The 25,290-nt window shown below is 50.9% G+C and carries 35 protein-coding genes; 32 read left to right on the plus strand and 3 right to left on the minus strand.

Annotated elements, in window-relative coordinates:
• The first annotated feature begins 71 nt into the window (after positions 1-71).
• The 6 genes from CLC93_RS17915 (at position 72) to CLC93_RS10085 (ending at position 3,332) form a co-directional block, all read left to right on the plus strand.
• The gene (locus CLC93_RS17915) at positions 72-611 is read left to right on the plus strand and encodes a type II secretion system protein (RefSeq protein WP_281254663.1); all 540 of its coding nucleotides are present in this window, start codon (positions 72-74) and stop codon (positions 609-611) included.
• A 217-nt stretch (positions 612-828) separates the two neighbouring features.
• A complete protein-coding gene (locus CLC93_RS10065; protein ID WP_095505840.1) occupies positions 829-1,170 on the plus strand; it encodes a zinc ribbon domain-containing protein YjdM in 342 nt (113 codons plus the stop codon).
• A 51-nt stretch (positions 1,171-1,221) separates the two neighbouring features.
• Positions 1,222-1,437 (plus strand): hypothetical protein, encoded by a 216-nt coding sequence (locus CLC93_RS10070; RefSeq protein ID WP_095505841.1) that lies wholly within the window; start codon positions 1,222-1,224, stop codon positions 1,435-1,437.
• A 34-nt stretch (positions 1,438-1,471) separates the two neighbouring features.
• The gene (locus tag CLC93_RS17955) at positions 1,472-1,771 is read left to right on the plus strand and encodes an excalibur calcium-binding domain-containing protein (protein WP_095505842.1); all 300 of its coding nucleotides are present in this window, start codon (positions 1,472-1,474) and stop codon (positions 1,769-1,771) included.
• Between the two features lie 73 nt (positions 1,772-1,844).
• Positions 1,845-2,312, plus strand: a complete 468-nt coding sequence (locus tag CLC93_RS10080) for a DUF1643 domain-containing protein (RefSeq protein ID WP_095506023.1) — start codon at positions 1,845-1,847, stop codon at positions 2,310-2,312.
• Between the two features lie 168 nt (positions 2,313-2,480).
• Positions 2,481-3,332, plus strand: coding sequence for an SDR family oxidoreductase (locus CLC93_RS10085; protein ID WP_095505843.1), 852 nt, complete (start codon positions 2,481-2,483; stop codon positions 3,330-3,332).
• 49 nt (positions 3,333-3,381) lie between these two features.
• On the opposite strand, the gene CLC93_RS10090 is transcribed toward CLC93_RS10085, so the two are convergent.
• Positions 3,382-3,846, minus strand: coding sequence for a fasciclin domain-containing protein (locus tag CLC93_RS10090; protein ID WP_425439849.1), 465 nt, complete (start codon positions 3,844-3,846; stop codon positions 3,382-3,384).
• 252 nt (positions 3,847-4,098) lie between these two features.
• On the opposite strand from CLC93_RS10090, the gene CLC93_RS10095 reads away from it, so the two are divergent.
• The 8 genes from CLC93_RS10095 (at position 4,099) to CLC93_RS10130 (ending at position 9,097) form a co-directional block, all read left to right on the plus strand.
• Positions 4,099-4,413, plus strand: coding sequence for a hypothetical protein (locus tag CLC93_RS10095; protein WP_095505845.1), 315 nt, complete (start codon positions 4,099-4,101; stop codon positions 4,411-4,413).
• Positions 4,414-4,589: 176 nt separating this feature from the next.
• Positions 4,590-5,198, plus strand: coding sequence for a MarC family protein (locus CLC93_RS10100; protein WP_095505846.1), 609 nt, complete (start codon positions 4,590-4,592; stop codon positions 5,196-5,198).
• A 214-nt stretch (positions 5,199-5,412) separates the two neighbouring features.
• On the plus strand, positions 5,413-5,676 hold the full coding sequence (locus CLC93_RS10105; protein ID WP_095505847.1) for a hypothetical protein: 264 nt from the start codon (positions 5,413-5,415) through the stop codon (positions 5,674-5,676).
• A gap of 13 nt (positions 5,677-5,689) precedes the next feature.
• The gene (locus tag CLC93_RS17960) at positions 5,690-6,013 is read left to right on the plus strand and encodes a GNAT family N-acetyltransferase (protein ID WP_095505848.1); all 324 of its coding nucleotides are present in this window, start codon (positions 5,690-5,692) and stop codon (positions 6,011-6,013) included.
• 213 nt (positions 6,014-6,226) lie between these two features.
• Entirely contained in the window at positions 6,227-6,826 is a 600-nt protein-coding gene (locus CLC93_RS10115; RefSeq protein WP_095505849.1) for a DUF2238 domain-containing protein, read from the plus strand.
• Positions 6,827-6,899: 73 nt separating this feature from the next.
• On the plus strand, positions 6,900-7,364 hold the full coding sequence (locus CLC93_RS10120; protein WP_095505850.1) for a pyrimidine dimer DNA glycosylase/endonuclease V: 465 nt from the start codon (positions 6,900-6,902) through the stop codon (positions 7,362-7,364).
• A 51-nt stretch (positions 7,365-7,415) separates the two neighbouring features.
• Positions 7,416-8,021: a class I SAM-dependent methyltransferase gene (locus tag CLC93_RS10125; protein ID WP_095505851.1), complete on the plus strand. Its 606-nt coding sequence runs from the start codon at positions 7,416-7,418 to the stop codon at positions 8,019-8,021.
• Between the two features lie 83 nt (positions 8,022-8,104).
• The gene (locus CLC93_RS10130; protein WP_095505852.1) at positions 8,105-9,097 is read left to right on the plus strand and encodes an alcohol dehydrogenase catalytic domain-containing protein; all 993 of its coding nucleotides are present in this window, start codon (positions 8,105-8,107) and stop codon (positions 9,095-9,097) included.
• 101 nt (positions 9,098-9,198) lie between these two features.
• On the opposite strand, the gene CLC93_RS10135 is transcribed toward CLC93_RS10130, so the two are convergent.
• Complete coding sequence (locus tag CLC93_RS10135) at positions 9,199-10,482, minus strand: hypothetical protein (RefSeq protein ID WP_095505853.1); 1,284 nt, start codon at positions 10,480-10,482, stop codon at positions 9,199-9,201.
• Positions 10,483-10,590: 108 nt separating this feature from the next.
• Here CLC93_RS10135 and CLC93_RS10140 point away from each other — a divergent pair, with 108 nt between their 5' ends.
• The 5 genes from CLC93_RS10140 to CLC93_RS10160 all read left to right on the plus strand — a co-directional run bounded on the left by CLC93_RS10140 (position 10,591) and on the right by CLC93_RS10160 (position 15,086).
• Positions 10,591-11,835, plus strand: coding sequence for a cation:dicarboxylate symporter family transporter (locus tag CLC93_RS10140; protein ID WP_169902960.1), 1,245 nt, complete (start codon positions 10,591-10,593; stop codon positions 11,833-11,835).
• Between the two features lie 104 nt (positions 11,836-11,939).
• Positions 11,940-12,332 (plus strand): DUF2784 domain-containing protein, encoded by a 393-nt coding sequence (locus CLC93_RS10145; protein WP_245837140.1) that lies wholly within the window; start codon positions 11,940-11,942, stop codon positions 12,330-12,332.
• A 198-nt stretch (positions 12,333-12,530) separates the two neighbouring features.
• Entirely contained in the window at positions 12,531-13,277 is a 747-nt protein-coding gene (locus tag CLC93_RS10150; RefSeq protein WP_095505855.1) for an SGNH/GDSL hydrolase family protein, read from the plus strand.
• A gap of 19 nt (positions 13,278-13,296) precedes the next feature.
• Positions 13,297-14,046: an SIMPL domain-containing protein gene (locus CLC93_RS10155; RefSeq protein ID WP_095505856.1), complete on the plus strand. Its 750-nt coding sequence runs from the start codon at positions 13,297-13,299 to the stop codon at positions 14,044-14,046.
• Positions 14,047-14,063: 17 nt separating this feature from the next.
• A complete protein-coding gene (locus CLC93_RS10160) occupies positions 14,064-15,086 on the plus strand; it encodes a serine hydrolase domain-containing protein (RefSeq protein ID WP_169902962.1) in 1,023 nt (340 codons plus the stop codon).
• Positions 15,087-15,092: 6 nt separating this feature from the next.
• Here the strand turns inward: CLC93_RS10160 and CLC93_RS10165 are convergent, their stop codons facing one another.
• A complete protein-coding gene (locus CLC93_RS10165; RefSeq protein WP_095506025.1) occupies positions 15,093-16,151 on the minus strand; it encodes an MBL fold metallo-hydrolase in 1,059 nt (352 codons plus the stop codon).
• A 203-nt stretch (positions 16,152-16,354) separates the two neighbouring features.
• On the opposite strand from CLC93_RS10165, the gene CLC93_RS10170 reads away from it, so the two are divergent.
• The 13 genes from CLC93_RS10170 to CLC93_RS10230 all read left to right on the plus strand — a co-directional run bounded on the left by CLC93_RS10170 (position 16,355) and on the right by CLC93_RS10230 (position 25,289).
• Positions 16,355-16,534: a DUF1272 domain-containing protein gene (locus tag CLC93_RS10170; protein WP_095505858.1), complete on the plus strand. Its 180-nt coding sequence runs from the start codon at positions 16,355-16,357 to the stop codon at positions 16,532-16,534.
• 6 nt (positions 16,535-16,540) lie between these two features.
• Entirely contained in the window at positions 16,541-17,002 is a 462-nt protein-coding gene (locus CLC93_RS10175) for a GNAT family N-acetyltransferase (RefSeq protein ID WP_095505859.1), read from the plus strand.
• Positions 17,003-17,015: 13 nt separating this feature from the next.
• Complete coding sequence (locus CLC93_RS10180) at positions 17,016-17,429, plus strand: hypothetical protein (RefSeq protein ID WP_095505860.1); 414 nt, start codon at positions 17,016-17,018, stop codon at positions 17,427-17,429.
• Positions 17,430-17,563: 134 nt separating this feature from the next.
• Positions 17,564-18,643, plus strand: coding sequence for a dienelactone hydrolase family protein (locus CLC93_RS10185; RefSeq protein WP_095505861.1), 1,080 nt, complete (start codon positions 17,564-17,566; stop codon positions 18,641-18,643).
• A 106-nt stretch (positions 18,644-18,749) separates the two neighbouring features.
• Positions 18,750-19,265 carry a GNAT family N-acetyltransferase gene (locus CLC93_RS10190; protein WP_095505862.1) on the plus strand — a complete coding sequence of 172 codons (516 nt, stop codon included), beginning with the start codon at positions 18,750-18,752 and terminating at the stop codon, positions 19,263-19,265.
• Positions 19,258-19,674 (plus strand): GFA family protein, encoded by a 417-nt coding sequence (locus CLC93_RS10195; protein WP_095505863.1) that lies wholly within the window; start codon positions 19,258-19,260, stop codon positions 19,672-19,674. Before CLC93_RS10190 ends, CLC93_RS10195 begins: the two co-directional genes overlap by 8 nt.
• Positions 19,667-19,999, plus strand: coding sequence for a cupin domain-containing protein (locus CLC93_RS10200; protein ID WP_095505864.1), 333 nt, complete (start codon positions 19,667-19,669; stop codon positions 19,997-19,999). Before CLC93_RS10195 ends, CLC93_RS10200 begins: the two co-directional genes overlap by 8 nt.
• 94 nt (positions 20,000-20,093) lie before the next feature.
• Entirely contained in the window at positions 20,094-20,591 is a 498-nt protein-coding gene (locus CLC93_RS10205) for a DM13 domain-containing protein (protein ID WP_211286851.1), read from the plus strand.
• A gap of 18 nt (positions 20,592-20,609) precedes the next feature.
• Positions 20,610-21,221, plus strand: a complete 612-nt coding sequence (locus tag CLC93_RS10210) for a LysE family translocator (RefSeq protein ID WP_141237378.1) — start codon at positions 20,610-20,612, stop codon at positions 21,219-21,221.
• Positions 21,222-21,292: 71 nt separating this feature from the next.
• Positions 21,293-22,117: an SDR family oxidoreductase gene (locus CLC93_RS10215; protein WP_095505866.1), complete on the plus strand. Its 825-nt coding sequence runs from the start codon at positions 21,293-21,295 to the stop codon at positions 22,115-22,117.
• 3 nt (positions 22,118-22,120) lie between these two features.
• The gene (locus tag CLC93_RS10220) at positions 22,121-22,507 is read left to right on the plus strand and encodes a glutaredoxin family protein (protein ID WP_095505867.1); all 387 of its coding nucleotides are present in this window, start codon (positions 22,121-22,123) and stop codon (positions 22,505-22,507) included.
• Positions 22,508-22,529: 22 nt separating this feature from the next.
• Entirely contained in the window at positions 22,530-22,955 is a 426-nt protein-coding gene (locus CLC93_RS10225) for a GFA family protein (RefSeq protein ID WP_095505868.1), read from the plus strand.
• Positions 22,956-23,024: 69 nt separating this feature from the next.
• The gene (locus tag CLC93_RS10230) at positions 23,025-25,289 is read left to right on the plus strand and encodes a S9 family peptidase (RefSeq protein ID WP_245837141.1); all 2,265 of its coding nucleotides are present in this window, start codon (positions 23,025-23,027) and stop codon (positions 25,287-25,289) included.
• Position 25,290: the final 1 nt, after the last annotated feature.

Raw genomic sequence — 25,290 nt, forward strand, 5'->3', positions numbered from 1 at the left:
TTTTTAGTTGTTACCCAAACCTAAAAAATGCTCTACTAGTCAGAGTATTACGCCTCAATAAGGACAGCAGCATGGCGCAAATAAACAGCATGGCACGAAAAAGCGGTTTCACGCTCATCGAGTTGGTGGTGGTAATAGTCATTCTGGGTTTATTGGCTGTGGTCGCTGCCCCCAAGTTTATCAATCTGCGCGATGATGCCATGGTGGCCAAGCTTGAAGGTATGCAAGGCGCCATGAAAAGTGGGGCGCGTTTGATCTATGCCAAGGCTGCCGTCGAGAACAAACTAGAGGGTAATGACTCAATCACAGAAGGCAATGCCAGCATCTCGCTAAACAGTGGTTATCCGGTAGCCAATTGGATGGACGGCATTCGCTACATTGTCGACTTGGATGTGATCAACTACAGCGGTGCTGCCGATGTTTGCGATGTGGATTGGTGCGGTCGCGGTAATCAAACCAGTATTCCTAGCGGCGTGACCACCACATCTCCAGGTCGTATTGGCAAGGTCTATCCCAAAGGCTACAGCTGGAACGACCAGTGCGGCGTGTATTACCTCAACCACGAAGATGGTCGTACGCCCGAAATCGGCTTAGAAACCGCAGATTGCTAGTCGATGGCCGCTATATTTTAGCGGCAGCTTAGTTGCAAACGGTTATTGGGTTTGGATAGTGCGTGAAGGGCAATTCGGTGGGCGATTGACAAGCAATTGTGAAGTTTTAGCGTTTTTTAACGGCGAATACTAATAATCCCTTGTTGAGGCATAGCTGCTAGCATTAAAATTCGTCTCCAAATTTTGCTAACCATTGTTTACCAATTAAGAGTGCCTTATGTCTTATCCACCATGCCCACAATGTAGTTCCGAATTCGTTTACCCAGATCAAGACAACCTGATCTGTCCTGAGTGTGGTCACGAGTGGAACCCAGCCGCGCTAGAAGCAGAAGCATTGGCGGCGGCACCAAAGGATGCCAACGGCACACCACTAGCTGAAGGTGATAAGTTCACCGCAGCCAAAGATCTTAAGGTGAAAGGCAGCTCGACTGTAATCAAAGTCGGCACCAAAGGTGTTATTCGCCGCATCAAGGAAGGCGCCAAGGATCACGAGCTGGACTGCAAAGTCGAAGGCATCGGTGAAATGATGGTGACAGCAGCGTTTGTCAAAAAGGCTTAATCGCTGACACAGTATTTATTGACGCTTAGTGGTTTGGACGAGTAGGTTGAAATGACACCATTCGAGATATCTAGAATCGAGACCAAATCTGGAACTTACCGGCTCGCGGGTCACTACGACTTGTCCGGTAAGTCGCTAAGCGTCGAATTCACCAGCGCAGAGTTTATGGGAACCGATGGTTGGGTTGCCATTGCGGTGAATTCAAAGAAAGGCCAGAAAAGGCTGCAAGGGATCATGCCTGACGTCTTGTTGCACCTAGAGGTCTGATAAACACTCGACGACATAGGAAAAGGAGCATTCCATGAAGTACGTGTTAGTTTTTTTAGTCATCTTTGCCGCAATCAAATACCTTAAACAGAGCGACGAGCCTCAAATCGCCCAACCTGTCATCGACAAAATCAATGTCATCGAACAAGTCGAGACCGACCTGATATCCAGTGGCTATTCTCAACCCAAATCTTTGTACGAGTGCGACGGTCGCGAGTATTGCAGTCAAATGAACTCCTACGAAGAAGCGGTGTTCTTTAACACCTATTGCCCTGAAGCCAAAATGGACGGCGATGGCGACGGCATCCCCTGCGAACGCCAGTTCGGCCGCTAAGCTGCTAGGCTAATTACTTCAAGTAGAGTCTCGATAAGCGCCTGACTGACAAAGGTCGTGCTGAGGAGTGAGTTTGAAGAAAGACGCTGTATTGTCGGACTGTCGCCGCTATCGCTTCGCGCTTTGGCGAATCTGGGAACCCCAAAAACCGCTAGTGATGTTCATTGGACTTAATCCATCGACTGCTAACGAATCCCAAGACGACCCCACCTTAATTCGCTGTATCAACTATGCCAAAGCCTGGGGCTATGGCGGAGTGTGTACTGCCAATTTGTTCGCCTATCGCGCCACCGATCCCAAAGCTATGCTGGCGGCGAGTGACCCGGTGGGAGTGGGCAATGATGCCTGGTTGCAAAAGCTCGCAGCCCAAGCTCAGATGATAGTTGCCGCTTGGGGCAATCATGGCGCCCATTTGAACCGCTCGCAGACTGTTCGCGCACTATTACCTCAACTGCATTGTCTGTCGTTAAATCGCTCTGGCGAGCCTGCTCATCCGCTGTACCAAAAGGCTAATTTGCAACCGCTTTTGTGGCGATGCTAATCATCATTGGTATAAAGCCGGCTGTTAAAACACTTTTTGGCGCTGATTTGTCTCTCACTGAGATCGACGATTATTGCTGTCCGTCAAAGCCTAAGCTGCAAATTTTAGTCAAAGTCACGATTAACCTACTGAAATGCTGGACTTCGGCCGTACACGAGGAGAGTCGAAATGTTGTTACTGACAGGCGCTAATGGAAAAACTGGGCGAGAGGTTCTAAAGGCTTTAGTGGCAAAAGGCGAAACAGTGCGCGCTTTTATTCGCCAAGAATCTCAGTGGCCGGATCTACAGGCCTTAGGCGCCAGTGAGTATGCCGTTGGCGACATGGCCGACGGCCCGAGTATCGATTCGGCGATGGAAGGCTGCCAAAAGGTGGTTCACATTGGCCCGCCAATGCATCCCGACGAGAAGGCCATGACCCAGTGTTTTGTCGAGTTGGCCAAAAAACACCAGATTGAGCACTTTATTTATTACTCGGTAATGCACCCGCTGCGTCGCGATGTGCGTCACCACAGCCTTAAGTTAGACGCTGAAGAAGTGCTGATTGAATCCATGTTGCCTTACACCATAGTGCAGCCTATTCGCTACATGCAGCATCTATTACCGATATGGAACACAGTGGTAGAGACTGGTGTGCATGCGATGCCGTTTAATACCCAGGTGAAATTCAATGTGGTGGATCTTAAGGATTTGGCCGAAGCGACGGCAATCATTGCTACCACCCCTGGGCACCTTTATGCGACATACGAGTTCGCAGGTCCTGAATCCCTGAGTCAGCAGGACATGGCCGAGATTATCAGTGATGTGATTGGGCGCCCGGTTAGCGCTCAAGCGGTGACCCTAGAGCAAGTGGCTGACAAGGCTAGGGCTCGAGGTTTCAACGAAGATAGAGTCAAACAGATGCAAATCATGAACAAGCACTATGACGAGTGTGGCTTTTTGGGTAACCCCAATGTGTTGAGTATGGTTCTGGGCAGGTCACCAACGCGTTTTCGAGCTTTTGTGGAACGATTGAATCGCTAGATGGGTGATTCAAAAAAGGCGCTAATCGCGCCTTTTTTGATGCCTGTGCTTACTGTGGAATCAGCACAGTATCAATCACGTGAATTACGCCGTTGCTGGCTTTGACATCGGTAGCAAGCACTTGCGCGTCGTTGATCATCACTTTGCCGCCTTCAGCGTTTACCATGATCGCTTGGCCTTGAACCGTGGTGGCGCGATCTACGTTCACAACGTCCGCCGCTGTCACTTTGCCTGGGACCACATGATAGGTCAGTACCGCTACCAACTTATCTTTGTTCTCTGGCTTGAGTAGCATCTCGACTGTGCCCTCTGGCAACTTAGCAAAAGCTTCGTCCGTAGGAGCAAACACGGTGAAAGGGCCATCGCCTTTGAGCGTGTCTACCAGCTCACCCGCTTGTACCGCCGCCACTAGAGTGTTGAAGGATCCATTTTCAACCGCCACGTCCACGATGTCTTTGTTTTTGCCATACATGTTGGCATGGGCCGCAGTTGCCAGCACTAGAGTGGCAACCATTACAGTTACAGCCTTTGAGAATTGAGTCAGCATTTTGTTCTTCCTATAAAGTGGTAGTTGGAGTGTGTTCCGAGAGAGGTTACGGCGCCTGGTTTCAACTGGATCAAACTAAAGTTATTTCCAATTGTGTTTGAGCAAAGTCGCTTACAGCAAGGCATTGGAGCAGATCGGTACTGGCGTGTGAGTGCGAGTTGGCGTTGAATGTTTGACTAAGCCAATGTAATAGTTGGCAAAGCTCAAGGAGGGAAGGGCATGAGAAACATAGCGATAGCTTTATTGGCACTGACCTTACTCGCAACCGTAATCAGCTTGTTCACTCAAGTCGGAGTGATGTCTCTGATGTTGGTGCCGCTAGGCGTTGTCACGGCCGTGTTTGCTTCATTCATCGGCATTCCGCTAGCTATCGACATATACGGCCTACCAGCCATCCTCAGTTTGGCTTTCGCCTTGGTGAGTTTGCCCCTCGGACTCTTCTATCATCGCAAGCCACTAGGTCAAGTGTCAGCTGTTCTTGGGTGTGTAGTATATGTCCTGCTATCTATCGCCGGTCTTGGTAATGCTGGCTGACAAATGGCTGACTCAGCGGGCTTTTTGTTAGTTTTTCTGAACCTAAGCTTACACCGAAGCACAAACCCCCAACTATTCTAGTGATAGGTTTTATCGATCCTGTTGACGCGGCCAGTGATTCCATAGAATGCGCCTCCCACCTGCTTTACATACAATAACCAAGGAGAATGCATCGTATGATCGATTTTGTAGCTGTGTTTATCTTTTTCTTCTCGGTTATTGACCCGATAGGTACGGTACCAGTATTTATGGCAGTGACCAGTAGCTACAGCGAGAAGGCAAAGCGCAAAATCGCCGTGCGTGCCGTATTGATTGCGGCGTTAATTTTGCTGTTCTTTGTAGTGGTGGGCGAGCCGATGCTCAAAGCCATTGGAATACCGCTGCCCGCCTTTGAAATCGCTGGAGGCATCGTCTTGTTTTTGTTTGCTTTGACCATGATTTTCGGTGAGAGTAAACCGGAACAGGAGGTTAAGATGATTTCCTCTGAAACCGAGGCTGCGGTGTTTCCTCTTGCCATCCCATCGATTGCCAGTCCTGGCGCGATATTGGCAGCGGTTCTGCAGACCGAGAATGCCAAGTTCTCAATTGTTGAGCAGGTGCAAGTGACCGCGATGATGCTTGTCGTATTGGCGATTGTGCTGGTGTTGTTGTTGTCCTCCACTTTTGTCCACCGATTGATTGGAAGCGCAGGTGCGAGCTTAATCAGTCGAGTGATGGGGCTTATTTTGTCGGCAGTAGCGGTAAGCAGTGTGCTGTCCGGGATTACCACTTATTTTAACCTATGAGTTTCAGCGCATAAGGGGCTGTACCAAAACGCCGCTTTGTGTAAATCTAACAAATGATGAAATGTTGAAGTTCGCCCACAGCGAGGGTTGGTTAGAGCTGTTGTGGGAAATAGCAAAGAATTATTAGCTTATTGATTTTGTTGGTTTAGGGCGTGTAGTTTAGAAGGTAAGGATGTACCTCTTCAGACGCTCTTTCATTGGAAAAGGAGTTCTTATGAAGCCGATTGCATTTTTCGTTCAGGCGCTATTATGGATGTCGGTGGCCTGCTCGCCAATCTTGGTATCTTTTGTTATCGCCGTATGGGCTGTGTATGTGGGCTTGGTTTCTAGTCCCATGTCGGGTTTGGGGATCTTGTTGTTCGGAGCGCTCGTTGGAGTAGTCTGGGCCGAGCGGATCCGCAAGACCATAGGACTCAGTCAATTTTGGGGGCGACTATTGGGCCATCCAGAATTTATTAGACGCTCCCGTTCGGAATAGTTTAAATCACACAATGGTTTATTTGGACCAAAGCCAAATAGGCTTGATAAGCCTTAAGGTATTGGCGCGAGACCCGCAGCAAGGGGAGGTTGGGTTTATTTTAGCCCCGGTATTTCAAGGCAAGGGTTTCGCAAAATTGGCACTGCTGGCATTAATCCATTTTTCACAAGCCCTTGATTTTAAAAGTTTGACCGCGTGGGTTACAGCGGGTAACTTGGCTAGCGAAGCTTTGTTAAAGCGAAGCGGATTTCGCTTTGAACGTCGGCTTAAAAACAGCTTAGTAATCAATGGTACTACCTACGACGTTTCGGGTTTTAAGCTGGAGTTGAACAACTAACACGCTGCAATCTGAGGAGACGACCAATGAACAATATGCTTGAAGCTTTGTCCAGTTTGGGTGTCTCTAGGCGAGCCCTCTCTAACAACCGCACGCCTCGAATAGAGTCCGGAATTCGCGTCATGTTTGCACTTATGTCGCTACTATTTGTTGGCTTGCTATTAACCTCGATTGCGCTAGCGCCCGCCTAAGCGCTTAGGTTAAGGATCTCCTATCAAACTCGCTTGGATACTCATATTTAGCGCGGTGCTCATTTGGTCTGGGATAAATCCCAAAGATACCTTCACTTGGTTTCTTGAAGTACTCCCCGCTCTGATAGGCGCGGCCATTCTGGCAACGACCTACAAACGATTCCCGCTGACACCACTACTTTATGTTTTGATCTTGGCTCACTGCGTGGTACTGATGGTGGGCGGCCACTACACTTACGCCGAAGTCCCTTTGTTTGACGGGTTATTCGGGGCTGAGCGCAACAACTACGATAAGGTCGGGCACTTTTTTCAAGGATTCGTGCCTGCATTAATCGCCCGCGAAATCCTAATTCGCCTACAAGTGGTTAACGGCGCTGCCTGGCGCAATTTGTTTATCGTTTCTGTGTGTCTGGCGTTTAGCGCTTTCTACGAGTTACTCGAGTGGTGGGTAGCAGCGGCGACCGGCGAAGACGCGGAAGCCTTTTTGGGAACCCAAGGCTATGCTTGGGATACTCAGTCCGACATGTGGTTTGCGCTGATTGGCGCTATTACCGCGTTGATTTGTCTGTCTCGCAGGCACGATAAGCAGCTGCAACGCATCGCCAAAACGACTCCATCCTAATCGAGAATAAACCATTAGCTCGAAGCTCCCGTAACTTAGTCCAACCACAGACAATTGGGGGAAGCGAGCTAGCGTGAACATTTTTATTCTGGATCAGGACATCGAAACCTGCGCGCGATTCCACTGCGACCAGCACGCCAACAAAATGATACTCGAGAGCGTGCAGTTGCTTTGCACCGCGCTCAACAAAAAGGGTTTTGAAACGCCGTACAAGTCGACTCATGTAAAACACCCTTGCGTACTGTGGGTGGAAGACTCGTACGATAACTTCGAATGGTTGGTGGCGCTCACTAAAGCACTCAATAAAGAGTACCGTTATCGCTTTGACAAACCCCAAGATCACAAGTCGATTGCGGTTTTAGAGGCGATAAAACCCTTAACCTTTGAGCGTCGAGGGTTGACGCCATTTGCCCAAGCCATGCCAGACCAATACAAGGTCGACGGAGACCCAGTGCAGGCCTATCGCAATTTTTATCGCGGAGAGAAACTTGGGTTTGCGCGATGGACTAAGCGACTGCCGCCAGCTTGGCTCGACTGAGCTAAAATATTCGAAAAGCAATGACCGTACCCGATAAGTAAAGCTGCCATATTGAAACCAAAAGACATTGGACTCGCCTACGACCAACTTACCCACTTGTGGTTGGGTGAAGCATTTGATCGCAATAACGGCATAACTCAGCATCGACAAGCTGTCGCATTTCTCGAGAGCAAAGGACACGCCTTAGATGTGGGCTGTGGCTGCAGTGGTCGTTTGTTTGAATTATTTGAAGCGGCAGGACTAACCCCAGAAGGGGTGGATATCTCTGCCGAGATGGTAGCGCAGGCTCGTAGCGCTTATTCGAACGCCATCTTGTATCACGCTGACATCTGCCAATGGCAATTGCCAAAGTCTTACGCACTAATCAGCGCTTGGGACAGCCTCTGGCACCTACCTTTAGAACACCACCAAAGCGTATTGCAAAAGCTGGTGGAAGGGCTTCAACCCGGGGGCGTACTGATATTTTCCTTTGGTGGATTGGACTTGCCTGACGAGCACTGCAATAGCGCCATGGGACCTGAAATCTATTATTCCACTCTAGGAGTTAACGGTTTCGTCGATGCCATTAGGGCGCTTGGCTGTCAACTCAAGCACCTAGAGTTCGACCAGCTACCCGAAAAACACTGCTACCTGATTGCACAAAAGCCTCAAACCTAAGGTTTTCAGCTACTACAGCTTAGATCCCAAGCTTGTACTAGGGTTAATGGAGATATTAACTGAAGGATGGAATGACAATCAGCATGCGTGCAGTCACTTTTAACCCTAATCACGATACCTTCCAACTGGTTGAAATTGAGCGTCCAAGCGCCGGCGAGGGCGACGTACTGATCAAGGTCGACGCCTGTGGGCTTAACCCTGTCGACGCTAAAATCGCGCTTTGGAAAAGTATGGCACCAAGCATGGATGCCAACTGGGTAGCGGGATTAGATGTCAGCGGTCATATCGTTGAGCTTGGCGCTGGCGTGAGTCAATGGCGCATAGGCGATCGAGTCTTGTGTCACGGCAACATGTTTCGACCTTGTGGCGGTTTTGCCGAGTACTCGGTGCAAGCGGCGGACACTTTGGTTAAGCATCCAAATGTTGCAGCTGACGTAGCGGCTGCCACACCTTGTGCCGGTTGGACGGCTTGGCGAGCCTTATTCGACAAGCTCAGAATCGAGGAGCACGATGCCATTTTGATTACCGGAGGCTCAGGCGGTGTCGGTAGCTTTGCGGTGCAAATTGCCGCCGAGGTAGGCTTGAGCACTATTATTGCTAGTTGCTCGGCTGCCAATGTCGAGTTTGTGCGCTCATTAGGAGCGACAGAGGTGGTCGACTATCACAGCGAGTCAGTAACCGAGCGAGTGCTGCAAATCACGCATCAGATGGGCGTGCCTATTGCGCTGGATACTGTGGGTCCTGACAACGATATTGCTGCTGCCAACGCGCTGGGCTTTGAGGGGCAGTTGGTGGAGCTGGTTGATACGGTAAGGCCGTTGAGTTATCACGAAGCTTTTATGAAAGGACTAAGCTTCCACCAACTCAGTCTTGGTGCGGGCCACCGCAATGGCGATGCCGCCAAAGCTCAGCTAGTGGCATCTGGCACGGCGTTTAGCCTGTGGTTAGAGCGAGGCCGGTTACGTGTCCCGCAATTGCAGAGCATCGACATAGAATCAGTGCCTCAGGCGATGGAGCAAATGCTGCAACAGCGTACAGTCGGAAAAATTGTGATGAGCTTGGAGGACGGAGCTTAGCTCAAAAGGAGAAAGTCACACACTGACACCCGTGCTTAGTTGGTAACAGTCCACAGCGCTGGCTGATGGACTGCAGTCCCAAAAGGCTAATCGCTGTTTGTTTATTGTCTTCCGACAATCTCACTCACATCAATCAAATACATCTGGCGCTGGTTTTCGTGTACCGAATCGATACACACCTGAGTGCCATCGTGGTTCCAGCGCGGATGCAAGTCACAGCGATTGATTTTGCCTAAGTTGGGATCGGCGTAAAAGCTGCCGATGTCGTAGCGCTGATCGGTTTTCATGTCGTACAAAAACAAAATTCGCTCATGGGTGGTGTCGTCGGGATAGGTGTCGCTTACCATCCAACGGCCGTCCGGCGAGTAAGTCATGTGGCCATTCTCGTCTAATACGCCTTCGCCGACGACATCGGCATGCTGAGTTTTATCTTTGTATAGATGGTAGTGAATGCTGCCTTGGTGCGGTCCCCACACCATGATGTGTTCATTGCCTTGCCAAGTAGGGTGAGATATCTGCCATTCGGATTTTTCGTAATCAAAGGTACCGACCGCGTTGGCGTCAAAGTCATCCTGCAATTGCGGGATTGGATGATCTGAGCACTCCAACAGGTACATCTCACTGCCATCTGGATTCATGCTAATCAGTCGGTGCAAGAAGCAGGTTTCGTCTTCTACTCGCTCGCTCCAACGATGCAAAAACAACACGCGCTTGAAGTCGGGCGCGATCTCTATGTGGGATACCCAATGGGCCGCTTTATCCATCGAAGCCACGGGGTGGAAGTTTGTTAGCTGGTGATAGGTGCACACCAAACGGTACTCGCCGGTCGCCAAGTCCATGTAGTAGATACCATCGTCCTCAGGGGCTAGCGACATCTGTGTATATTGCTCTGGGGCTTGGTAGCCAATGGTTTCATGGGTGATAAACAAACGACGATAATCTACACACAAGGCGTACTGGCTGTTTTGAGCGGTAACGTATACCGGCAGCGGCAGGCGGCGGCGCTCGCCGGAGTCAGCGTCAACAATCTCAGAAGCAAAATCTGGATAGGGGTTGTTTGGGTTGTTATCACGCACGTTAAAGATGGCTTTTCGACCTGGCATTTGGTCGAGCCATTGGGACTGGCAACCCATCTGCCAATTCCAAGTTGTGGTGCGTCCTAGTGAAGTGAATTCACCATTGGGATTATCGGCCGCGTAAAAGCCAACCTCTGCGCAGTCCTCCAAGCCCAAGTCCTTAGTCATCATGTCCACTCGATTGGCCAAAATGTAGCGGCCATCGCGGCTCCAGGTGCTTTTGTTGTAGTAGCCAAAAAAGTGATGGTAAGGCGATTGCCCCAGTTTTTGGATGGGACAGTGGTGGGTGATTATGGGTTTTGGGCTCATGTTTACAGCTTCTTTGTTATTCGATTTGTTATGACATAATTGCACAAATGTACTAAAAAGCGCTAGGCTGGGAGTTAATTAAATCGCTGAAAATAATAAGAGATGGCTATGGCTGTACTGCACCGGATTCCCAATTATGTCTGGACGCTGTTGTTTCTGTTAGTGGGTTTGGTGCTTGGTGGCATTGGCGGAGAATCCATGCGCCCAGTGGCGGCTGGTACTCGCTCGGCGCTCAGTGGCTTTATCACTTTAGTGCCTGTATTGATATTCATCGCTTTAAGTCCAGCGGTGGGCAAACTGATTTCCACCGGACAGGGTGGGCGTCTTGCCGGCGGTGTTATCCTTTGGTATTTACTGACCTCAATTTGCGCAGGCTTGCTTGGGGTTATGCTGTCCTCGCTACTATTCGACATTCGTTTTAGCGCAACCGAAGGGGACCTTTGGCAAGAAGCGTTGACCATGCTGTCTACCCTAGATGGCGAGTCTGGTGCCTCCATGCCGATATTGGCGATTCTTGTGGCAATTATCGCTGGATTGCTGGCTCATAAAGTGCCACCTCTGCAGCGCTTATTGGATAAGTTTGAAGCGGGAATGGCCAAGGCCACGCCTTGGCTGTCGCGCGTGATGCCGGTGATTGTACTCTTTTTGGGTATCACTCTAGGGGTAAATATCGGTGCGGCGGATAGCCTTAAGTACTACCTATTGATGACGCTGTACACCTTTTTACTTTGTGTGGTTTGGCTGGCGCTATACCAGTTGGTGGCGGTTAAGCTGTTGGCAAAACAGTCGGTGACTCAAGTGTTGAAGCGCTATTTCTTTCCAACCGCTGTGTTCGCTGCGGGCACTTGCTCGTCATTGGCGACCTTGCCGGTAAATCTAGAAAACGCTAAGAAGTTCGGTGCCGACCCTTCGGTGTCTAATTTTGTTATCCCAATCGGCAGCGTAATCAATCTCGATACCAGTGCGCTGGCTTATGTGGCTTACGCGCCGTTTATCATGACTGTGGTGTTTGATGTCTCTTTGACTTGGACCGCACTGCTCGTGGCATGGCCGGCTATTGTGATTTTCACTATTGCTGCACCAGGGCTACCGGCAGGAATGGGCACGGCGCTTTGGAGCTCAACCTTGTTCGCGGCTTTATTAGGCTTAACCGGCGATGAGAAAACGCTATTTATCACCACTTGGCTGGCTTTGTCCGGCGGCTTGCCTGACATGTTTAGGACCGCGACTAACTGCACTTGTGATGGCTTTACCGCGATTATGTTCAGTCGTTGGTTTAGATCTAGAGAGTCAGTAGGAAAGTCGCCTGTCAATACTGGCGCAGCTAAGACAAGCCAGCGACAATTTGAATAAGGCGGGGTGTATGTTCTCATATCGAGTTGCCCGCTGACGCGCTAATCCAAGGCCCACGGTCATTGAGCCGTTTAGACTTCCGACGGAAACAAGCGGAGATCGATGTGAATTGGAACCTAATTGCCGCCGATGCTTTATTGGTAATACACACCGGCTTTATCGCCTTTGTGATAGGCGGCTTGCTGGCGATTTACCTTGGGGCATTGAGAGGCTGGGCTTGGGTTCGCAATCTTAAATTCCGCATCCTTCATCTGGCCGCTATTGGCTATGTGGTGGTGCAAGCTTGGCTGGGAGTTATCTGTCCGTTAACCATTTGGGAAATGCAGTTTCGACGCGCCGCGGGTGGTGATACTTATGCGGGTTCGTTCATCCAGCATTGGCTGCACAAGCTGATTTATTACCAAGCGCCTGAGTGGGTATTTGTGGTTTGCTATACGGCTTTTGGGTTGCTGGTGTTGGCCAGTTGGTTTGTGGTTCGACCGATGAGGCACCAATGACTGATACTTTGTCCACTTGTTGAACTGTCAATATTAACCGTCAGCATTCCTCCAATCATGACCGTCGCTCATACATGGTGAGCGATCCGAGCCGAGATTCGGTTGGTCTATTTTGCAAAAGCATTGGTAAGACGAACGCTTGAGACTCTGACGATTCTGTGCAAGCTTTTAGAAACCGTCTGATTTGAATTTTGGCCCATGCAAGTGAAAGAATTGCTCTGGTATACCTGCGGAATCATGCTGCTACCTGTGCTCTTGCTACAAGGTGTGTGGGTACGTTGGCGTACCCCAAAACTAGAAGAAGCAGAGGGAGAGCGCTGCGGTGTTAGCGGTGAAGGCGAGCCCCTTGAAGTGCTGATACTCGGAGACTCGGCGGCAGCTGGGGTTGGGGTGACTCATCAATCACAAGCCCTGGTTGGGCAGATGACCGCGGCACTGGCTCCGCATCGCAAGGTAAGCTGGCAAGTGATGGCTACCAGCGGGGATGACTGTCGTGACGCGCTGACCAAAGTCCAGCAGTGCGACGCTTCTGCAAAAGATTGGGTCTTGCTCTCTCTCGGGGTGAATCACGTAACGCGGTTAGCCCCCTTGGCCAGTTTCGATACCGAGTTAAGGGCCTTGCTTGAGCAAATCCAATTGAAATTCAATCCCAGTCAATTGGTATTTTTTGAACTGCCACCCATGCACGCGTTCCCCGCCTTGCCGCAGCCGTTGCGCTGGTGGCTGGGTTGGCGGGCAAAGCAAGTGAGCCAACGCGCTGAGTTGATAATGGCACCTCATCCTTCGGCGCTCTTCTCAAGCGTCCCTTACCGACTTGAACCCAGTCATATTGCCGCCGATGGGTTTCACCCAGGAGAGGGGGCCTATTCGGTGTGGGGAAGCTTCAGTGCCCAGTTGATACTGAACCGAGAGGGCGATTTGCAGTCCAACCACAGGCAAGATTAAAGCAAAGTAAGGAATCTGCATGATAAAACAATTGGTTGCTGTAGTACTGGGTGTGTGCGTTTTAAGCGTGACGAGTGTTGGCGCAAAGGCCATGGAGCTACCGAATTTTCCCTTCGTGATTGGTAATGGCGAGGCGGAACGTCAGGTTAAACCCGACATGGCTAAAATTCATTTGAGCCTGAGGGGCAATCACGCCGACTCAGAAGTCGCCGCCACTCGAGTTAACAATGCGCTAGAGCAGGTGCTGGTGGCAGTGAAGCGGCATGGATTGGATGAGTCGGTTATCGAAGCAACCGATTTACAAAAGAATGCACAATGGCGTCGTGCGGGCGATAGTAAGCCCACTGAAATCATTGGTTACTCTGTCTCTCGCGAGGTAACTTTGCACTTGGACAATTTGGACAAGTACGCATCACTGATGAGCGACCTAGTGGTGATAAATCACATGGCACGCAGTCACAGCAGTTTCGATGTCTCCAATCGCGAACAAATCAAAGCTGAGTTGGAGCAGGAGGCGGGTAAAAAGGCCCGTGAAAAAGCCAATCGTCTGGCCAGCAGCTTAGGTGCTAAGGTGGTGTCTATCTATGCGGTAGGCGAAGGACGAGCCTTTGACAGCTTAATGGCTAGCTTCGGGCCGAATCCGGACTACTCACCCCGTCGAGACTATGCGCTGGCATCTTCAGCAGAATCCCACGACAATACGCCCATGTTTATCCCCAAATCCCTGCCCGTGAGTGCTGCGGTCAGCGCGGTGTTTAAGATCGAGTGAAGTCTATGAGCAAAGGAATGCCATGGTTAATCGGGCTGTGCCTCGGGGCTGCTTTTGGCAACGTTAGTTATGGCACAGCTTTAATTAGTACAGTCAATGCGACTGAGCTAAACGACCAAACCCTAAAAAACTGGATTGAAGCTGACACCAGCCGCCCCTTTAGCGGCGTGGCTATGATTGCTCAAAACGGCAAAGTGTTGGCCCGTTATCACTCAAAGGGTATTCCCGTTGAGGGCCAGTTTGTGATTGCTTCTATCACCAAGCAAATGACAGCCGCGCTCGTATTGGCTCATGCTAATCAAAACAACTGGTCACTGTCTGACAGCGCGCAGCAATGGGCTGAGGGCTTACCTGCCTATCAAACTTCGGTGACTTTGGCGGGCTTACTCAATCACAGCTCAGGCGTGATAGCCCCAGAGCGCCCCATCTATCCCGCTAAGCCTGCAACTTTTCGCTATTCCAATTGGGGCTACGATTTGTTGGGCAAAGCGCTGACCAAGGTCGACCAACAAAGCTTTGCCGCACAGCTCAATCAGGCTTTTGCCCTATGCGACATGGGCTCGGCCTTTGCTCCAACAATGAACCAATCCGTCCAATCGGCCGCCAACTTAGTCAGTGGTTGGCAAGAAGACGTCAATCACCAGCGCTCTTTGCTGATGAGCTACTGGCCACCGAGCCGAGTGGCCAGTGGAGGTGTGGTGGCCAGTGCGGACGATTTGGTGGCCTGGTCCGAGTGCTTGCACACTGGCAAGCTTGGAGTTAGCCAGACTCAGCTAACCCAAAACAGTGTCACTCGAGATCATCGCTGGGGAGAGCTCAACTATGGTGCAGGATTGCAATGGACTGAGACTAAGCACGGACTTGAGTTCAGCCATAGCGGCTATGTGCCAGGTTATGTGTCCACCATGACCCACTACCCGCAAAAGCGGCTGACTCTAGTGGTGTTAGAGAACGTGTCTTGGACCACGGCGGACATGACGCGTGCCTTTGCGCCCCACGACAAAATAAGAGAGCACCTGTTGGCGCTCTCAATTGACTGATGTTGACTAGCGACTAACCGCCAGCTCTCCCGTGGTTTGAGCTTCAGCTGGCATGTAGGCATGCCACCAAGGGGTTTGGGCTGGCAAGTTGCTCAAGTCTAGCCCTTGTCCCATTTCTGGGGTTACTAAGGCCTGAATCAGTGCCGCGGCATGGGTGCGAGCGCGTTCTAGAGGTTCGTACCAATCATGCATGGCTAAATCAAAGGTGCTGTTGTGAATCGGCAGCATGGCTTTAGCCTGTAAATCTTTCGCCGCTTGCACGCTTTGCTCTGGCAGCATGTGAATGTCTGCCCATTGCTCGCTGTAAGCACCGGTTTCCACCATGGCTAAATCAAAGGGACCAAAGCGCTCGCCAATCGCTTTAAAACCATCGAAGTAGCCCGAGTCACCGCTGAAATAAATATTCTGTCGGCTCGATTGGATAACATAGCTGGCCCACAGAGTTTGATTGCGATCTAGCAGGCATCGTCCAGAAAAATGCTGGGTTGGGGTAGCGTGTACTTCAATGCCATTGACTTTAAAACTCTGCCACCAGTCCAATTCAACAATCTTGTCATCGGCGACACCCCAGTCACGCAGGTAATCGCCCACCCGCAGTGGTACGACAAAGTGTCCAACCTTGTTCTTGAGTGCCTTAATACTGGCTTTGTCCAAATGATCGTAGTGATCGTGGCTGATCATTACCCAGTCAATGTACGGTAATTGTTCAAGGCTAGTTGGCGCAGGGTGAAAGCGCTTTGGGCCCGCAAAACTCACAGGGGAGGCACGTTCGCTGAACACAGGGTCGAGCAAAATTAGCTGACCATCGAGCTTTAGCAGCATGCTGGAGTGACCCAATCGATAGACACGGTCTTGCTCGGTGGCCTGAAGTTCGTCCATATCAATGGAGTGCACTGGCAGCTCAACTTGAGGTTTAGGCTGATTGCGCTCAGCGGTCAACCAAGTTTTCATTGCGCCGAAGAAACTACCGGCCTGCTTGGGCTGCATGCCGACATTTTGGAAACCCTGCACGTTGTGATGAAGGGTGCTGTGATCAAGAGATTGAGCGGAAATACTTTGAGACATGATTAGGGCTCCCAACACTAGTAGCGGTTTAAATCGAATGACAGGCTTCATATCAAATGAACTCGGCTGTTAATTACACTGCATAGTTTACATAAGCTTTCACAAAAGTAAACTGTCAAGTGTAATTAAGTGTTTGGGCTGGCTAAACCAAGCATTAGCTCTTATGTTGAGACTTAGGGAAAACAGTGAGTTAAGGAACTGCAATGCTTGCGATGAAACGAGAATGCGAACGTTGCCAACTGAAACTTGCGGACGATATCGACGCTTATATCTGTTCGTTTGAGTGTACTTTTTGCGTGGTGTGCAGTGATGCAATGGACCAAGTGTGCCCCAATTGCGGTGGTGAGCTAGTAATGCGTCCCAAACGAATAGAGACCGATTGATTGCCAATGAAGCAATTGTTGCTGCAAAGTGTGGCCACAGTGCGTATACCGCAAAGTCTGTTGCTAGAAGCCGATCCTGACGTGGCCAAAGTAGAAGCCTACCGAAGCCGGTGTTTGGGGTTTGCTGCCATGAATGAGCATGACTTCGTTGGTGCTTGTCTGGTTGAACCACAGGGCCAGCAGGCGGAGCTGCTGAATATTGCCGTGACGCCCGAACTGCAAGGACAGGGCGTTGGCGCCCAATTGTTGAAGTATGTTATCAATGACTGTCGCCACTCCGGTTTCTCTCGATTGTATTTGGGCACCGGCACCTTTGGTCATCAACTCGGCTTCTATCAAAGGGCGGGCTTTCGAGTGATTGACATAGAAAAGGACTATTTTCTTGAGCAGTACGCCCAGCCCATTTGGGAAAACGGTATTCAACACAAAGACAGGTTAATTTTGAGTATTAACCTAGCTGAAGAATGATTGGGAGTTTTCGATGAAACTGGTTTTAACCTTACTAACTTTCATACTCTTGTCGTTTCCTGTGGCGCAGGCTGTGAGCGAGGAAAATGCGCCGCTCGCAACCAAGCTAGAATGGCAAAAAAGCCCATTTATCATTGAGGGCAGTGTCGAAGGATATGGCGAGCAAAGGTATCTCATCGAGCTCAACAAAGGTGATCGTTTTCAACTCACTCTGACGCCAACCAATCTATCCACCTACTTCAATGTCTATGCGCCTGAGACTGAGTCGATGAAAGACGGAGCCTGGTACATAGGCCCAACCGACGGCAACCAGCTCGATCTTCAAGTCGATCAAAGTGGCGTGTATTTGATTCAAGTGTTTTTGTATCGCAATGCGGCCCGACGCGGCGAAGAGTCTCAGTACCGCCTTGAATTTCAGCGCAACTGATTAGTTTTGCTACTTTTTGCCTTTTCTCAAATTGGCGACGATTTAACCGCTCGTTAGTCTAGACGGCAGTGAGCTACTGGTTACTCTGAAGTGTACAAATCTAAAATTGAGCATTTCGGCAAAAGGAGAAGTGCATGTCTTGGCTCGCGCGTATTGGAAAAGTATTGGTGGTTTTATTCGCCGCCGTTGGGGTGTATCAGTTGTGGCCCAAGCCAGCAGAAGTGGTCAACGTCTACTACCCAAGCGACTTTAGCACGGCACCCGATGGTGTGGTGGGTTTTCAAAGTTGGAATCCCAAATCCGGTAAGGATGTGATGGATGGCGGCGCGAATAGCGTGCAGCAAACTTCAGGGGGCTTGTTGGTATTGCCGCCACAAGCTTCTAAAGACAATCCAGTGCCTGCTGTCGTTATTCTGCACGGCAGCGGCGGTGATTGGACCGGGCGTAGTGTGTATTTGGCTAACCGTTTGGCTAAACACGGTATCGCCGGCTTTGCGGTTGATACTTTTGTCGCTCGAGATCTTCGCTCAAGCGACCCCTATTTAGAGCGAGTCAAGAAAGCCAGCGTTTATACCCAAATGGTGGACGGTCTAAAAGCCCTCGAAGCTTTGCAGCAACACCCCATGATCCAAGGTGACAAGGTAGCGGTTACTGGTTTTAGCCTTGGTGCGGCGGCCAGCTTGTACTCCATGTTTGAGCCGGTTGCCGAGGGTGTGCTGGGCAAAGAGGGGCCAAGGTTCAGCGCTTATGCCTCCTTCTACGCTGGTTGTTCCTTTGATTTTGAAGATTTTAGAGTCGAGGGTAGCCCGGTACTTATCATGATGGGCGAGGCTGATGAGTCCATGTCGATCCCTAAGTGTGAGGCGTTTCGCGAGAAGCTCGAAGCTCATGGTGTCGATACCGACTTAAAGGTATACGCTGGGGCAGGACACGGTTGGGAGCAACCTTACCCGCAAGCGTTTGTAGAGGGTGCTGTGGTCACCAAAGACTGTCAGATGCTGTGGACTAAAGAAGGTGACAATATCGAGCAGACCACAGGTCAAAACGTGGACACAGTGTGGGGCGCTATTCGTGCGTTTTCCCAGTGTTCCCACGACGATGGTTATACCAACGGCTTAAATGTCGCCGCTAAAGAGCAGTCTTGGCAGGACTTCTACCAGTTTTTGCAAGACAGCTGGGGTATTGCACCGCAAACCGCCAATCAGAGTTTTTAACCCTCTAACCTGTTGAAAAAGCGCCGCCGGCTGTTGGCGGCGCTTGCAACCCTTCCATCGGCAAGACACCATAGAGCTTATTGTCATAAATTCGAATAAGCCCTTGATGAAACAGTCCCAAGTTTTCTACCTAGAAATGTGCTCACCCGATGAGCTTAACGCCGTGACCGACAACAAAGGCATGGTGATACTTGAAGCTCAAGTTCCCGATTTTCAGCTCAATCGTCATTTGTATCAGGCCGTCGGCGCGGCTTGGCAGTGGAAAGACAAGCTCAGCATGACCGACGAGGAGTGGCAGGAGTACGCTAACGATCCTAATCTTCGAACCTATGTGGGCTATGTCAAAGGTACAATTGCCGGCTACTACGAACTGCAAATGCAAGATGGCGGTGATGTGGAGATCCGCTATTTTGGTTTGACGCCGGATTTCATCGGCAAAGGATTAGGCGGCTTTCTACTAAGCCAAGCGCTGCGCTCCGCCTGGGAGCTGCCCAATACTAAACGAGTATGGGTGCACACTTGTGACATGGACCATCCGGGTGCCTTATCGAACTACAAAGCTCGTGGCATGCGCCACTACAAAACCGAAACTGAAACTTTGAGTGAGGCGTACCATGAGTGAAGATGCTGTGGTGTTAAGCGGCGGCTGTTTGTGCGGTCGTACGCGCTATCAGGCCACTGCTATGCCTTTTGCCAGTGATTATTGCCACTGCCGCCAATGCCAGGTGGGGGTGGGATCTGTGATTACTCAGTGGATGGATTTTAAGGTCGAGCAAGTCGTCTGGTCTGGTGGGCCGCTAAAGGAGTTTGCCTCTTCCGACAAGGTGCGTCGTGGTTTTTGCCCCGACTGTGGTTCGAGTATTACCTATCGGCATTTAGACCATGGCGAATACATCACTATGAGTGTGGCCAGTTTGGACAACCCTGAGCTGGTGTCACCTGACTATCACATTTATACCGAGTCACAGGTGTCTTGGCTGAAAGTGGCCGATGAGCACCCGCGCTACGCAAAAGGCCGCAGTGATGGCTAATGACAGTGCAGCGATTGGAAATTTGTTTCAAGCGATCGCAGCTAAGTCGAACGACGAGCAGGTGGATATTCTGCTAGAGAAAGCCGGGATGCGACTGGAGCGAATTGTATCCCATGGTCACGCCTCAGCGCCGGATTTTTGGTACGACCAAAGCGAGCACGAGTGGGTGACTGTGCTTAGCGGTTGGGGGGAGTTGACCTTTGACGATGGCGAAGTGGTGCGCTTAACGCCCGGGGAGCACATTAATATTCCGGCCCACAAGCGTCACCGAGTCTCAGCCACTTCAGCGACTGAGGCAACCGTCTGGCTGGCACTCTTCTATTAAGTGCTGGCCCGGGTTTGCTGAATGCATGTAACGCAAAGGTCATCAAACCGGTCTAGCTTCAACACGAGCCATAAAAAACAACAAAGGTGTGCAAATGAAATCTTGGTTAGGACTTTTGGTCAGCCATTCAGTGGTGCTAGCTATCGGTTTTGCGCTAGGGATTTATATGTTGCCGATCCTAATTGCACCAGAGGCACCATCGGATACCCAAGTGACTCAAGACCAAAGAGAAGTGTGGTTTGAAGGGCGCTTTAAACGGGATCTTAAAGACAGCGACCCACTGCACTGGGGCGAGGGGGTGGTGCTGGTAGGGCCGCACATGGTGAGTTTGCTGGGTGACTTGGCGCCAGGGCCGGATTACCAGCTTTATCTCTCGCCAACCTTTGTGGAAACCGAGGCAGATTTTAATGCGCTTAAATCCAGTATGCAGCACGTGGGCCCGGTGAAGACCTTCAACAACTTTTCGGTGTCTGTGCCAGAGGGAGTCGATGTGCGTGAGTACAGCACTGTGATTGTTTGGTGCGAAACCTTTAGTCAGTTCATCAGCGCTGCGAGCTATCAAGACGCTCGTAGCGAGCCAAGTGTTCAATAGGAGTCAGCTACCAAAGCCATGGAATGGTTTATCAGTGTCTTCGCCTTTGCCTTTACTTCGACCGTCACGCCAGGGCCGAACAATGTGATGATCATGACCTCTGGGTTAAATCACGGGGTGGAGCGCTCTTTGCCGCATTTGTGCGGCATTTGCCTGGGCTTTCCCTTGATGGTGTTGCTAGTGGGGCTTGGCTTTGGCGCTGTGTTTGAGCGTTTTGAGTTCCTTCACTGGCTGATAAAAATTGTCGGCGTTTTATACCTTCTGTACTTGGCTTGGCAAATTGCCAACAGCGCACCCACCAGTCTCAATGGCGAGTCCAAACCACCATTCAGTTTCTTGCAGGCTGCTGCCTTTCAATGGGTCAACCCTAAGGCTTGGGTGATGGCTACCGGCGCGGTTGCCGCCTATACCAGCATCAGCGCCGATATTTGGTGGCAAGTGGGCTGGATTGTCGCCGCCTTCGCTTTGGTGGCGTTTCCCTGCGTAGGGGCCTGGTTAGTGTTTGGTGTTCTACTCAAACGCTGGCTGAGCAAGCCCAGTCAACAACGCTTGTTCAATTGGAGCATGGCCCTGCTGTTAGTGCTGAGCATCCTACCTGTGGTAGCCGAGATGCTGGGTTTGCTGGATTAATTACGCACAAAGCCAAATCCCCTGATATCCTTAATAAAAATTCTAACAAACGCGCCTAAAAGGAATTCCCCATGAGTCGTCTTAACGGCAAAACCGTATTCATTAGTGGTGCCAGTCGAGGTATCGGCCGCGCCATCGCGCTGGCTTGTGCCAAGCAAGGCGCCAATCTGATCATCACCGGCAAGTCTGACGAACCCCACCCCAAACTTTCAGGCACCATCCACACAGTGGCTGAAGAAGTGCGTCAGGCCGGCGGACAAGCGCTAGCGGTGAAAATGGACGTTCGCAAAGAGTCTCAGGTCAAAGAGGCCTTTGACGCCGCAGTAGCGCAATTTGGCGGTATCGATGTGCTGGTGAACAACGCCAGCGCTATCTCGCTCATAAGTGCCGAGCAAACCAAATTAACTCGATATGACCTGATGCACAGCATTAACGTGCGCGGCTCGCTGGCCTGTTCAAAAGCGGCTATTCCCTATCTAAAACAAAGCGATATTGGCCATATTATTACTCTATCGCCACCCTTGAATTTAGAGCCTCATTGGCTCGGGCCACACATTCCTTACACCATGACCAAATACGGCATGACTCTGCTGACTCTGGGCTTGGCAGAAGAGCTTCGTGAGCACGGAGTGTCTGCCAGTTGTCTGTGGCCGCAAACCACAATTGCCACTGCGGCCATTGAATTTGCTTTGGATCCGGCGCTAATGAAACGCTCCCGAACCCCGGAGATCATGGCGGATGCGGCGATGGCGATACTGGCCTGTGACGACTTGAGCCTAAGCGGTCAGGCGCACATTGACGAAGCCCTGTTAAGAGCTCAAGGTCAAACCGACTTTGAGCAATACCGAGTTGACCCTGACGCCCCTTTGATGCGCGATTTGTTTTTGGACGAGTAGCTTATGAGCACCAACGCCAAGCTATCGATTGTTACCCTGCTTCTGGTTGCGCTGCTGTGCGCCTGGAAGTGGGAAGGCTTGATGTTGCGTTTGATTCCACCACCAGATTACAACGCCGAACTCGATGCCAAGGTCATTATGTACAGTCGGGACTTTTGCCCTTATTGCCTTAAGACCAAGGATTACCTCAAGGCAAACGGCATTGCTTTCGTGGAAATGAACGTGGACCACTCAGAGGTAGCGGCCCAGCAAATGCGCCGACTGAATGGTTACGTAACCCCTACCATGCTGGTCAATCGGCAAGTGATCATGGGATATGAGCCCGAACAAATACAAGCGGCGTTGGCGTTGGAAAATCCGCCGCGACGGCCCGTATTGGCTTTGTGGTAACGACTTACCAAAGGAGAGAGACATGAAAGGCAGTTGCTTGTGCGGCACGGTGACATTTGAAGTCACACCGCCATTTCTGATTTTTCAGTTTTGTCACTGTCGTCGTTGCCAGAAGTTCACCGGTAGTGCCCACGCCTCCAATCTGATTGTTCGCAGTACCCAACTCAGCTGGCTCACGGGTGAGGACAATATCGGTCGCTACGAGGTCAGTGAAGCTCGTCACTTCGCCACAGCGTTTTGTAAAACCTGCGGCAGTTGTCTGCCATGGGAATCTCAGCAAGGCGGTAACACTGTGGTACCTGCGGGCAGCCTCGATGAGGACCCGCAAGTTCGCCCAACCCAAAACGTATTTTGTGCCTTCAAAGCCGCCTGGGATACCAGCAGTGGTGACTTACCCGAATTCGACGCCTTCCCCGAAAAAAATATCCGCCTAACACAAGCACCTTAGTTTGCGCTTTAGGTTGCCTTTTGGTTAGCATGGGCGCTCGAATAAAGATAACAACAACAAGGCATAATTATGCGTTTCACTCGATTAGCTTGGCTTGGGATGGCCGGGCTGATGTTGGGCGCTTGTTCGCAAGGCGACACAAGCTCTGACTCTAAACCCGCTTCACAAACTCCTGCCCCCGTTGAAAACAATCTGACTATGCAGCGCTTGCTGGGTAGTCCAAATCTGTCTGGTCCTGGCATGAATCAGGTCAAGATGTCCCCCGATGGCGCCCGTGTAACTTTCCTGCGCGGTAAAGAAGACAACAAAGAGCAGTTGGACCTATGGGAGTACAATATCGCCGATGGTAAGACACAGATGCTGGTGGACAGTGTTGAGCTTCTTGGCGGTGCCAAAGAGGTGCTTTCCGAAGAAGAAAAAGCCCGTCGCGAACGCCAGCGCATCAAGGGCAGCGGTATTGTCAGCTACAGCTGGAACGAGAGTGGTGATGCGCTGTTATTCCCACTGGGCGGTGACGTGTATCTCAAGCCGTTAGCGGGCGAGGTGAAGCGTTTGACCAACACCGAAGCCTTTGAAACTGACATTAAATTCAGTCCGAAATCCAATTTTGTGTCCTTTATTCGCGACCGCGATTTGTTCGTAATTAACGTGGAGTCTGGACGCGAAACCCGCCTAACCACGGGTGCCACCGACACCATTGCCCATGGTGTGGCTGAGTTTGTGGCGCAAGAAGAGTTGAGCCGATACACCGGCTATTGGTGGTCGCCAGACGAGTCGAAAATCGCTTTTACTCGTATCGACGAGTCACCGGTAAAAATGGTCAATCGCTATGAAATGGACAGCGACGGCGCGGTCACTACTATCGCTCAGCGCTACCCATTTGCCGGTAGCGACAACGTCTTAATTGAGCTGGGTGTGGTCGGAATAGACGACAAGCAAGTCAACTGGCTGGATCTTGGCGAAGAGCAGGATATTTATCTGGCTCGAGTCAATTGGAGCGGCTCTGACAATGTGTTGGTGCAGCGCATGCCACGAGATCAAATGCAGCTGGACTTGATTGCCTACAGTGCCAATGGCGATAGCCAAAAGACCTTGTTAAATGAAACCACAGAGGTGTGGATCAACCTGCACAAAGACTTAAAGCCACTGAAAAACACAGAGCAATTTGTGTGGGCGTCTGAGCGCAGTGGTTTTAAACATCTATACCTGTATCAAAACAGCGGTGAGCTAGTGGGTGCTTTGACCAGCGGTGACTGGGTGGTCGACAAGCTAGTACAGTTGGATGAGGCCAATGGTGATGTCTACTTTTTGGGCTTTAAGGACGGCACTACCGAGAAGCATTTGTACCGCGCTTCGCTTACGCCAAACCCTGCGAGTATTGAGCGCATCAGCCAGCAGCCTGGCTGGCACTCGGTAGCCATGGGCAAGGACACTCGCACCTACCTAGATTCCTTCTCGTCCCAAGACACACCGCCGCAAGTGGCGCTGCGCAATGTGGCTGACGACTCATTGGTGACTTTCCTAAATGCCAACACTCTGGATGACAGCCATCCTTATCACGAGTATTTAGAAGGCCACGCCGCCAGCGAATTTGGCCAGTTAAAAGGTGCCGATGGCACCATGCTGGATTACCGCATTTTCTTCCCGCCAAACATGGAGAAGGGCAAGCGCTACCCTGCCGTATTGACTCCATACGGCGGTCCTCACGGGCATAGAGTGGCCAACCGCTGGGAGCTAAGCCAAAACCAAATGTTCGCCCGCGAAGGCTTTGTGGTGCTAGTAGTGGACGGTCGCGGTAGCTACAACCGTGGTGTCGCCTTTGAAGCTGGTGTGAAAAACGCCATGGGTACGGTTGAAGTGGAAGACCAAATTGCTGCGGCTAAGTACCTGCAATCTTTGGATTACGTCGACCCAGAGCGCATCGGTTTCCACGGCTGGTCGTACGGTGGCTACATGACCATCATGATGATGGCCAAAGCACCAGAGCTGATTAAAGTTGGGGTGAGTGGGGCACCGGTGACCGACTGGGGTCTATATGACACCGCTTATACCGAACGCTACCTAGGTCACCCGAAAGCGCCGGGCGAGGTGTACAAGAAGTCGAGCGTGTTCCCATATGTGGATGGCATTAGCGGTAAGTTGCTGCTTATCCACGGCATGGCCGATGACAATGTATTTTTTGACCACTCGGTGAAATTCATGGCCGAGATGCAAAAGAAGAACATCGCCTTTGATTTGATGACTTATCCAGGTCAAAAGCACGGTATTCGCGGCGAGGCCACTAAGAACCACGTGGCCAATCTGCGCCTGAACTACTTTAAGACCCACCTCTAAG

Origin of the sequence: Paraferrimonas sedimenticola, assembly GCF_002282855.1 — a bacterium.
In the GTDB taxonomy this organism is placed as follows: Bacteria; Pseudomonadota; Gammaproteobacteria; order Enterobacterales; family Shewanellaceae; genus Paraferrimonas; species Paraferrimonas sedimenticola.

Coding starts and splice junctions, on each gene's coding strand:
- CLC93_RS17915 (WP_281254663.1), top strand. CDS start 72: ATGGCGCAAATAAACAGCATGGCACGAAAAAGCGGTTTCACGCTCATC.
- CLC93_RS10065 (WP_095505840.1), top strand. CDS start 829: ATGTCTTATCCACCATGCCCACAATGTAGTTCCGAATTCGTTTACCCA.
- CLC93_RS10070 (WP_095505841.1), top strand. CDS start 1,222: ATGACACCATTCGAGATATCTAGAATCGAGACCAAATCTGGAACTTAC.
- CLC93_RS17955 (WP_095505842.1), top strand. CDS start 1,472: ATGAAGTACGTGTTAGTTTTTTTAGTCATCTTTGCCGCAATCAAATAC.
- CLC93_RS10085 (WP_095505843.1), top strand. CDS start 2,481: ATGTTGTTACTGACAGGCGCTAATGGAAAAACTGGGCGAGAGGTTCTA.
- CLC93_RS10090 (WP_425439849.1), bottom strand. CDS start 3,846: ATGGTTGCCACTCTAGTGCTGGCAACTGCGGCCCATGCCAACATGTAT.
- CLC93_RS10095 (WP_095505845.1), top strand. CDS start 4,099: ATGAGAAACATAGCGATAGCTTTATTGGCACTGACCTTACTCGCAACC.
- CLC93_RS10100 (WP_095505846.1), top strand. CDS start 4,590: ATGATCGATTTTGTAGCTGTGTTTATCTTTTTCTTCTCGGTTATTGAC.
- CLC93_RS10105 (WP_095505847.1), top strand. CDS start 5,413: ATGAAGCCGATTGCATTTTTCGTTCAGGCGCTATTATGGATGTCGGTG.
- CLC93_RS17960 (WP_095505848.1), top strand. CDS start 5,690: ATGGTTTATTTGGACCAAAGCCAAATAGGCTTGATAAGCCTTAAGGTA.
- CLC93_RS10130 (WP_095505852.1), top strand. CDS start 8,105: ATGCGTGCAGTCACTTTTAACCCTAATCACGATACCTTCCAACTGGTT.
- CLC93_RS10135 (WP_095505853.1), bottom strand. CDS start 10,482: ATGAGCCCAAAACCCATAATCACCCACCACTGTCCCATCCAAAAACTG.
- CLC93_RS10140 (WP_169902960.1), top strand. CDS start 10,591: ATGGCTGTACTGCACCGGATTCCCAATTATGTCTGGACGCTGTTGTTT.
- CLC93_RS10150 (WP_095505855.1), top strand. CDS start 12,531: ATGCAAGTGAAAGAATTGCTCTGGTATACCTGCGGAATCATGCTGCTA.
- CLC93_RS10155 (WP_095505856.1), top strand. CDS start 13,297: ATGATAAAACAATTGGTTGCTGTAGTACTGGGTGTGTGCGTTTTAAGC.
- CLC93_RS10160 (WP_169902962.1), top strand. CDS start 14,064: ATGCCATGGTTAATCGGGCTGTGCCTCGGGGCTGCTTTTGGCAACGTT.
- CLC93_RS10165 (WP_095506025.1), bottom strand. CDS start 16,151: ATGTCTCAAAGTATTTCCGCTCAATCTCTTGATCACAGCACCCTTCAT.
- CLC93_RS10170 (WP_095505858.1), top strand. CDS start 16,355: ATGCTTGCGATGAAACGAGAATGCGAACGTTGCCAACTGAAACTTGCG.
- CLC93_RS10175 (WP_095505859.1), top strand. CDS start 16,541: ATGAAGCAATTGTTGCTGCAAAGTGTGGCCACAGTGCGTATACCGCAA.
- CLC93_RS10180 (WP_095505860.1), top strand. CDS start 17,016: ATGAAACTGGTTTTAACCTTACTAACTTTCATACTCTTGTCGTTTCCT.
- CLC93_RS10185 (WP_095505861.1), top strand. CDS start 17,564: ATGTCTTGGCTCGCGCGTATTGGAAAAGTATTGGTGGTTTTATTCGCC.
- CLC93_RS10190 (WP_095505862.1), top strand. CDS start 18,750: ATGAAACAGTCCCAAGTTTTCTACCTAGAAATGTGCTCACCCGATGAG.
- CLC93_RS10195 (WP_095505863.1), top strand. CDS start 19,258: ATGAGTGAAGATGCTGTGGTGTTAAGCGGCGGCTGTTTGTGCGGTCGT.
- CLC93_RS10200 (WP_095505864.1), top strand. CDS start 19,667: ATGGCTAATGACAGTGCAGCGATTGGAAATTTGTTTCAAGCGATCGCA.
- CLC93_RS10205 (WP_211286851.1), top strand. CDS start 20,094: ATGAAATCTTGGTTAGGACTTTTGGTCAGCCATTCAGTGGTGCTAGCT.
- CLC93_RS10210 (WP_141237378.1), top strand. CDS start 20,610: ATGGAATGGTTTATCAGTGTCTTCGCCTTTGCCTTTACTTCGACCGTC.
- CLC93_RS10215 (WP_095505866.1), top strand. CDS start 21,293: ATGAGTCGTCTTAACGGCAAAACCGTATTCATTAGTGGTGCCAGTCGA.
- CLC93_RS10220 (WP_095505867.1), top strand. CDS start 22,121: ATGAGCACCAACGCCAAGCTATCGATTGTTACCCTGCTTCTGGTTGCG.
- CLC93_RS10225 (WP_095505868.1), top strand. CDS start 22,530: ATGAAAGGCAGTTGCTTGTGCGGCACGGTGACATTTGAAGTCACACCG.
- CLC93_RS10230 (WP_245837141.1), top strand. CDS start 23,025: ATGCGTTTCACTCGATTAGCTTGGCTTGGGATGGCCGGGCTGATGTTG.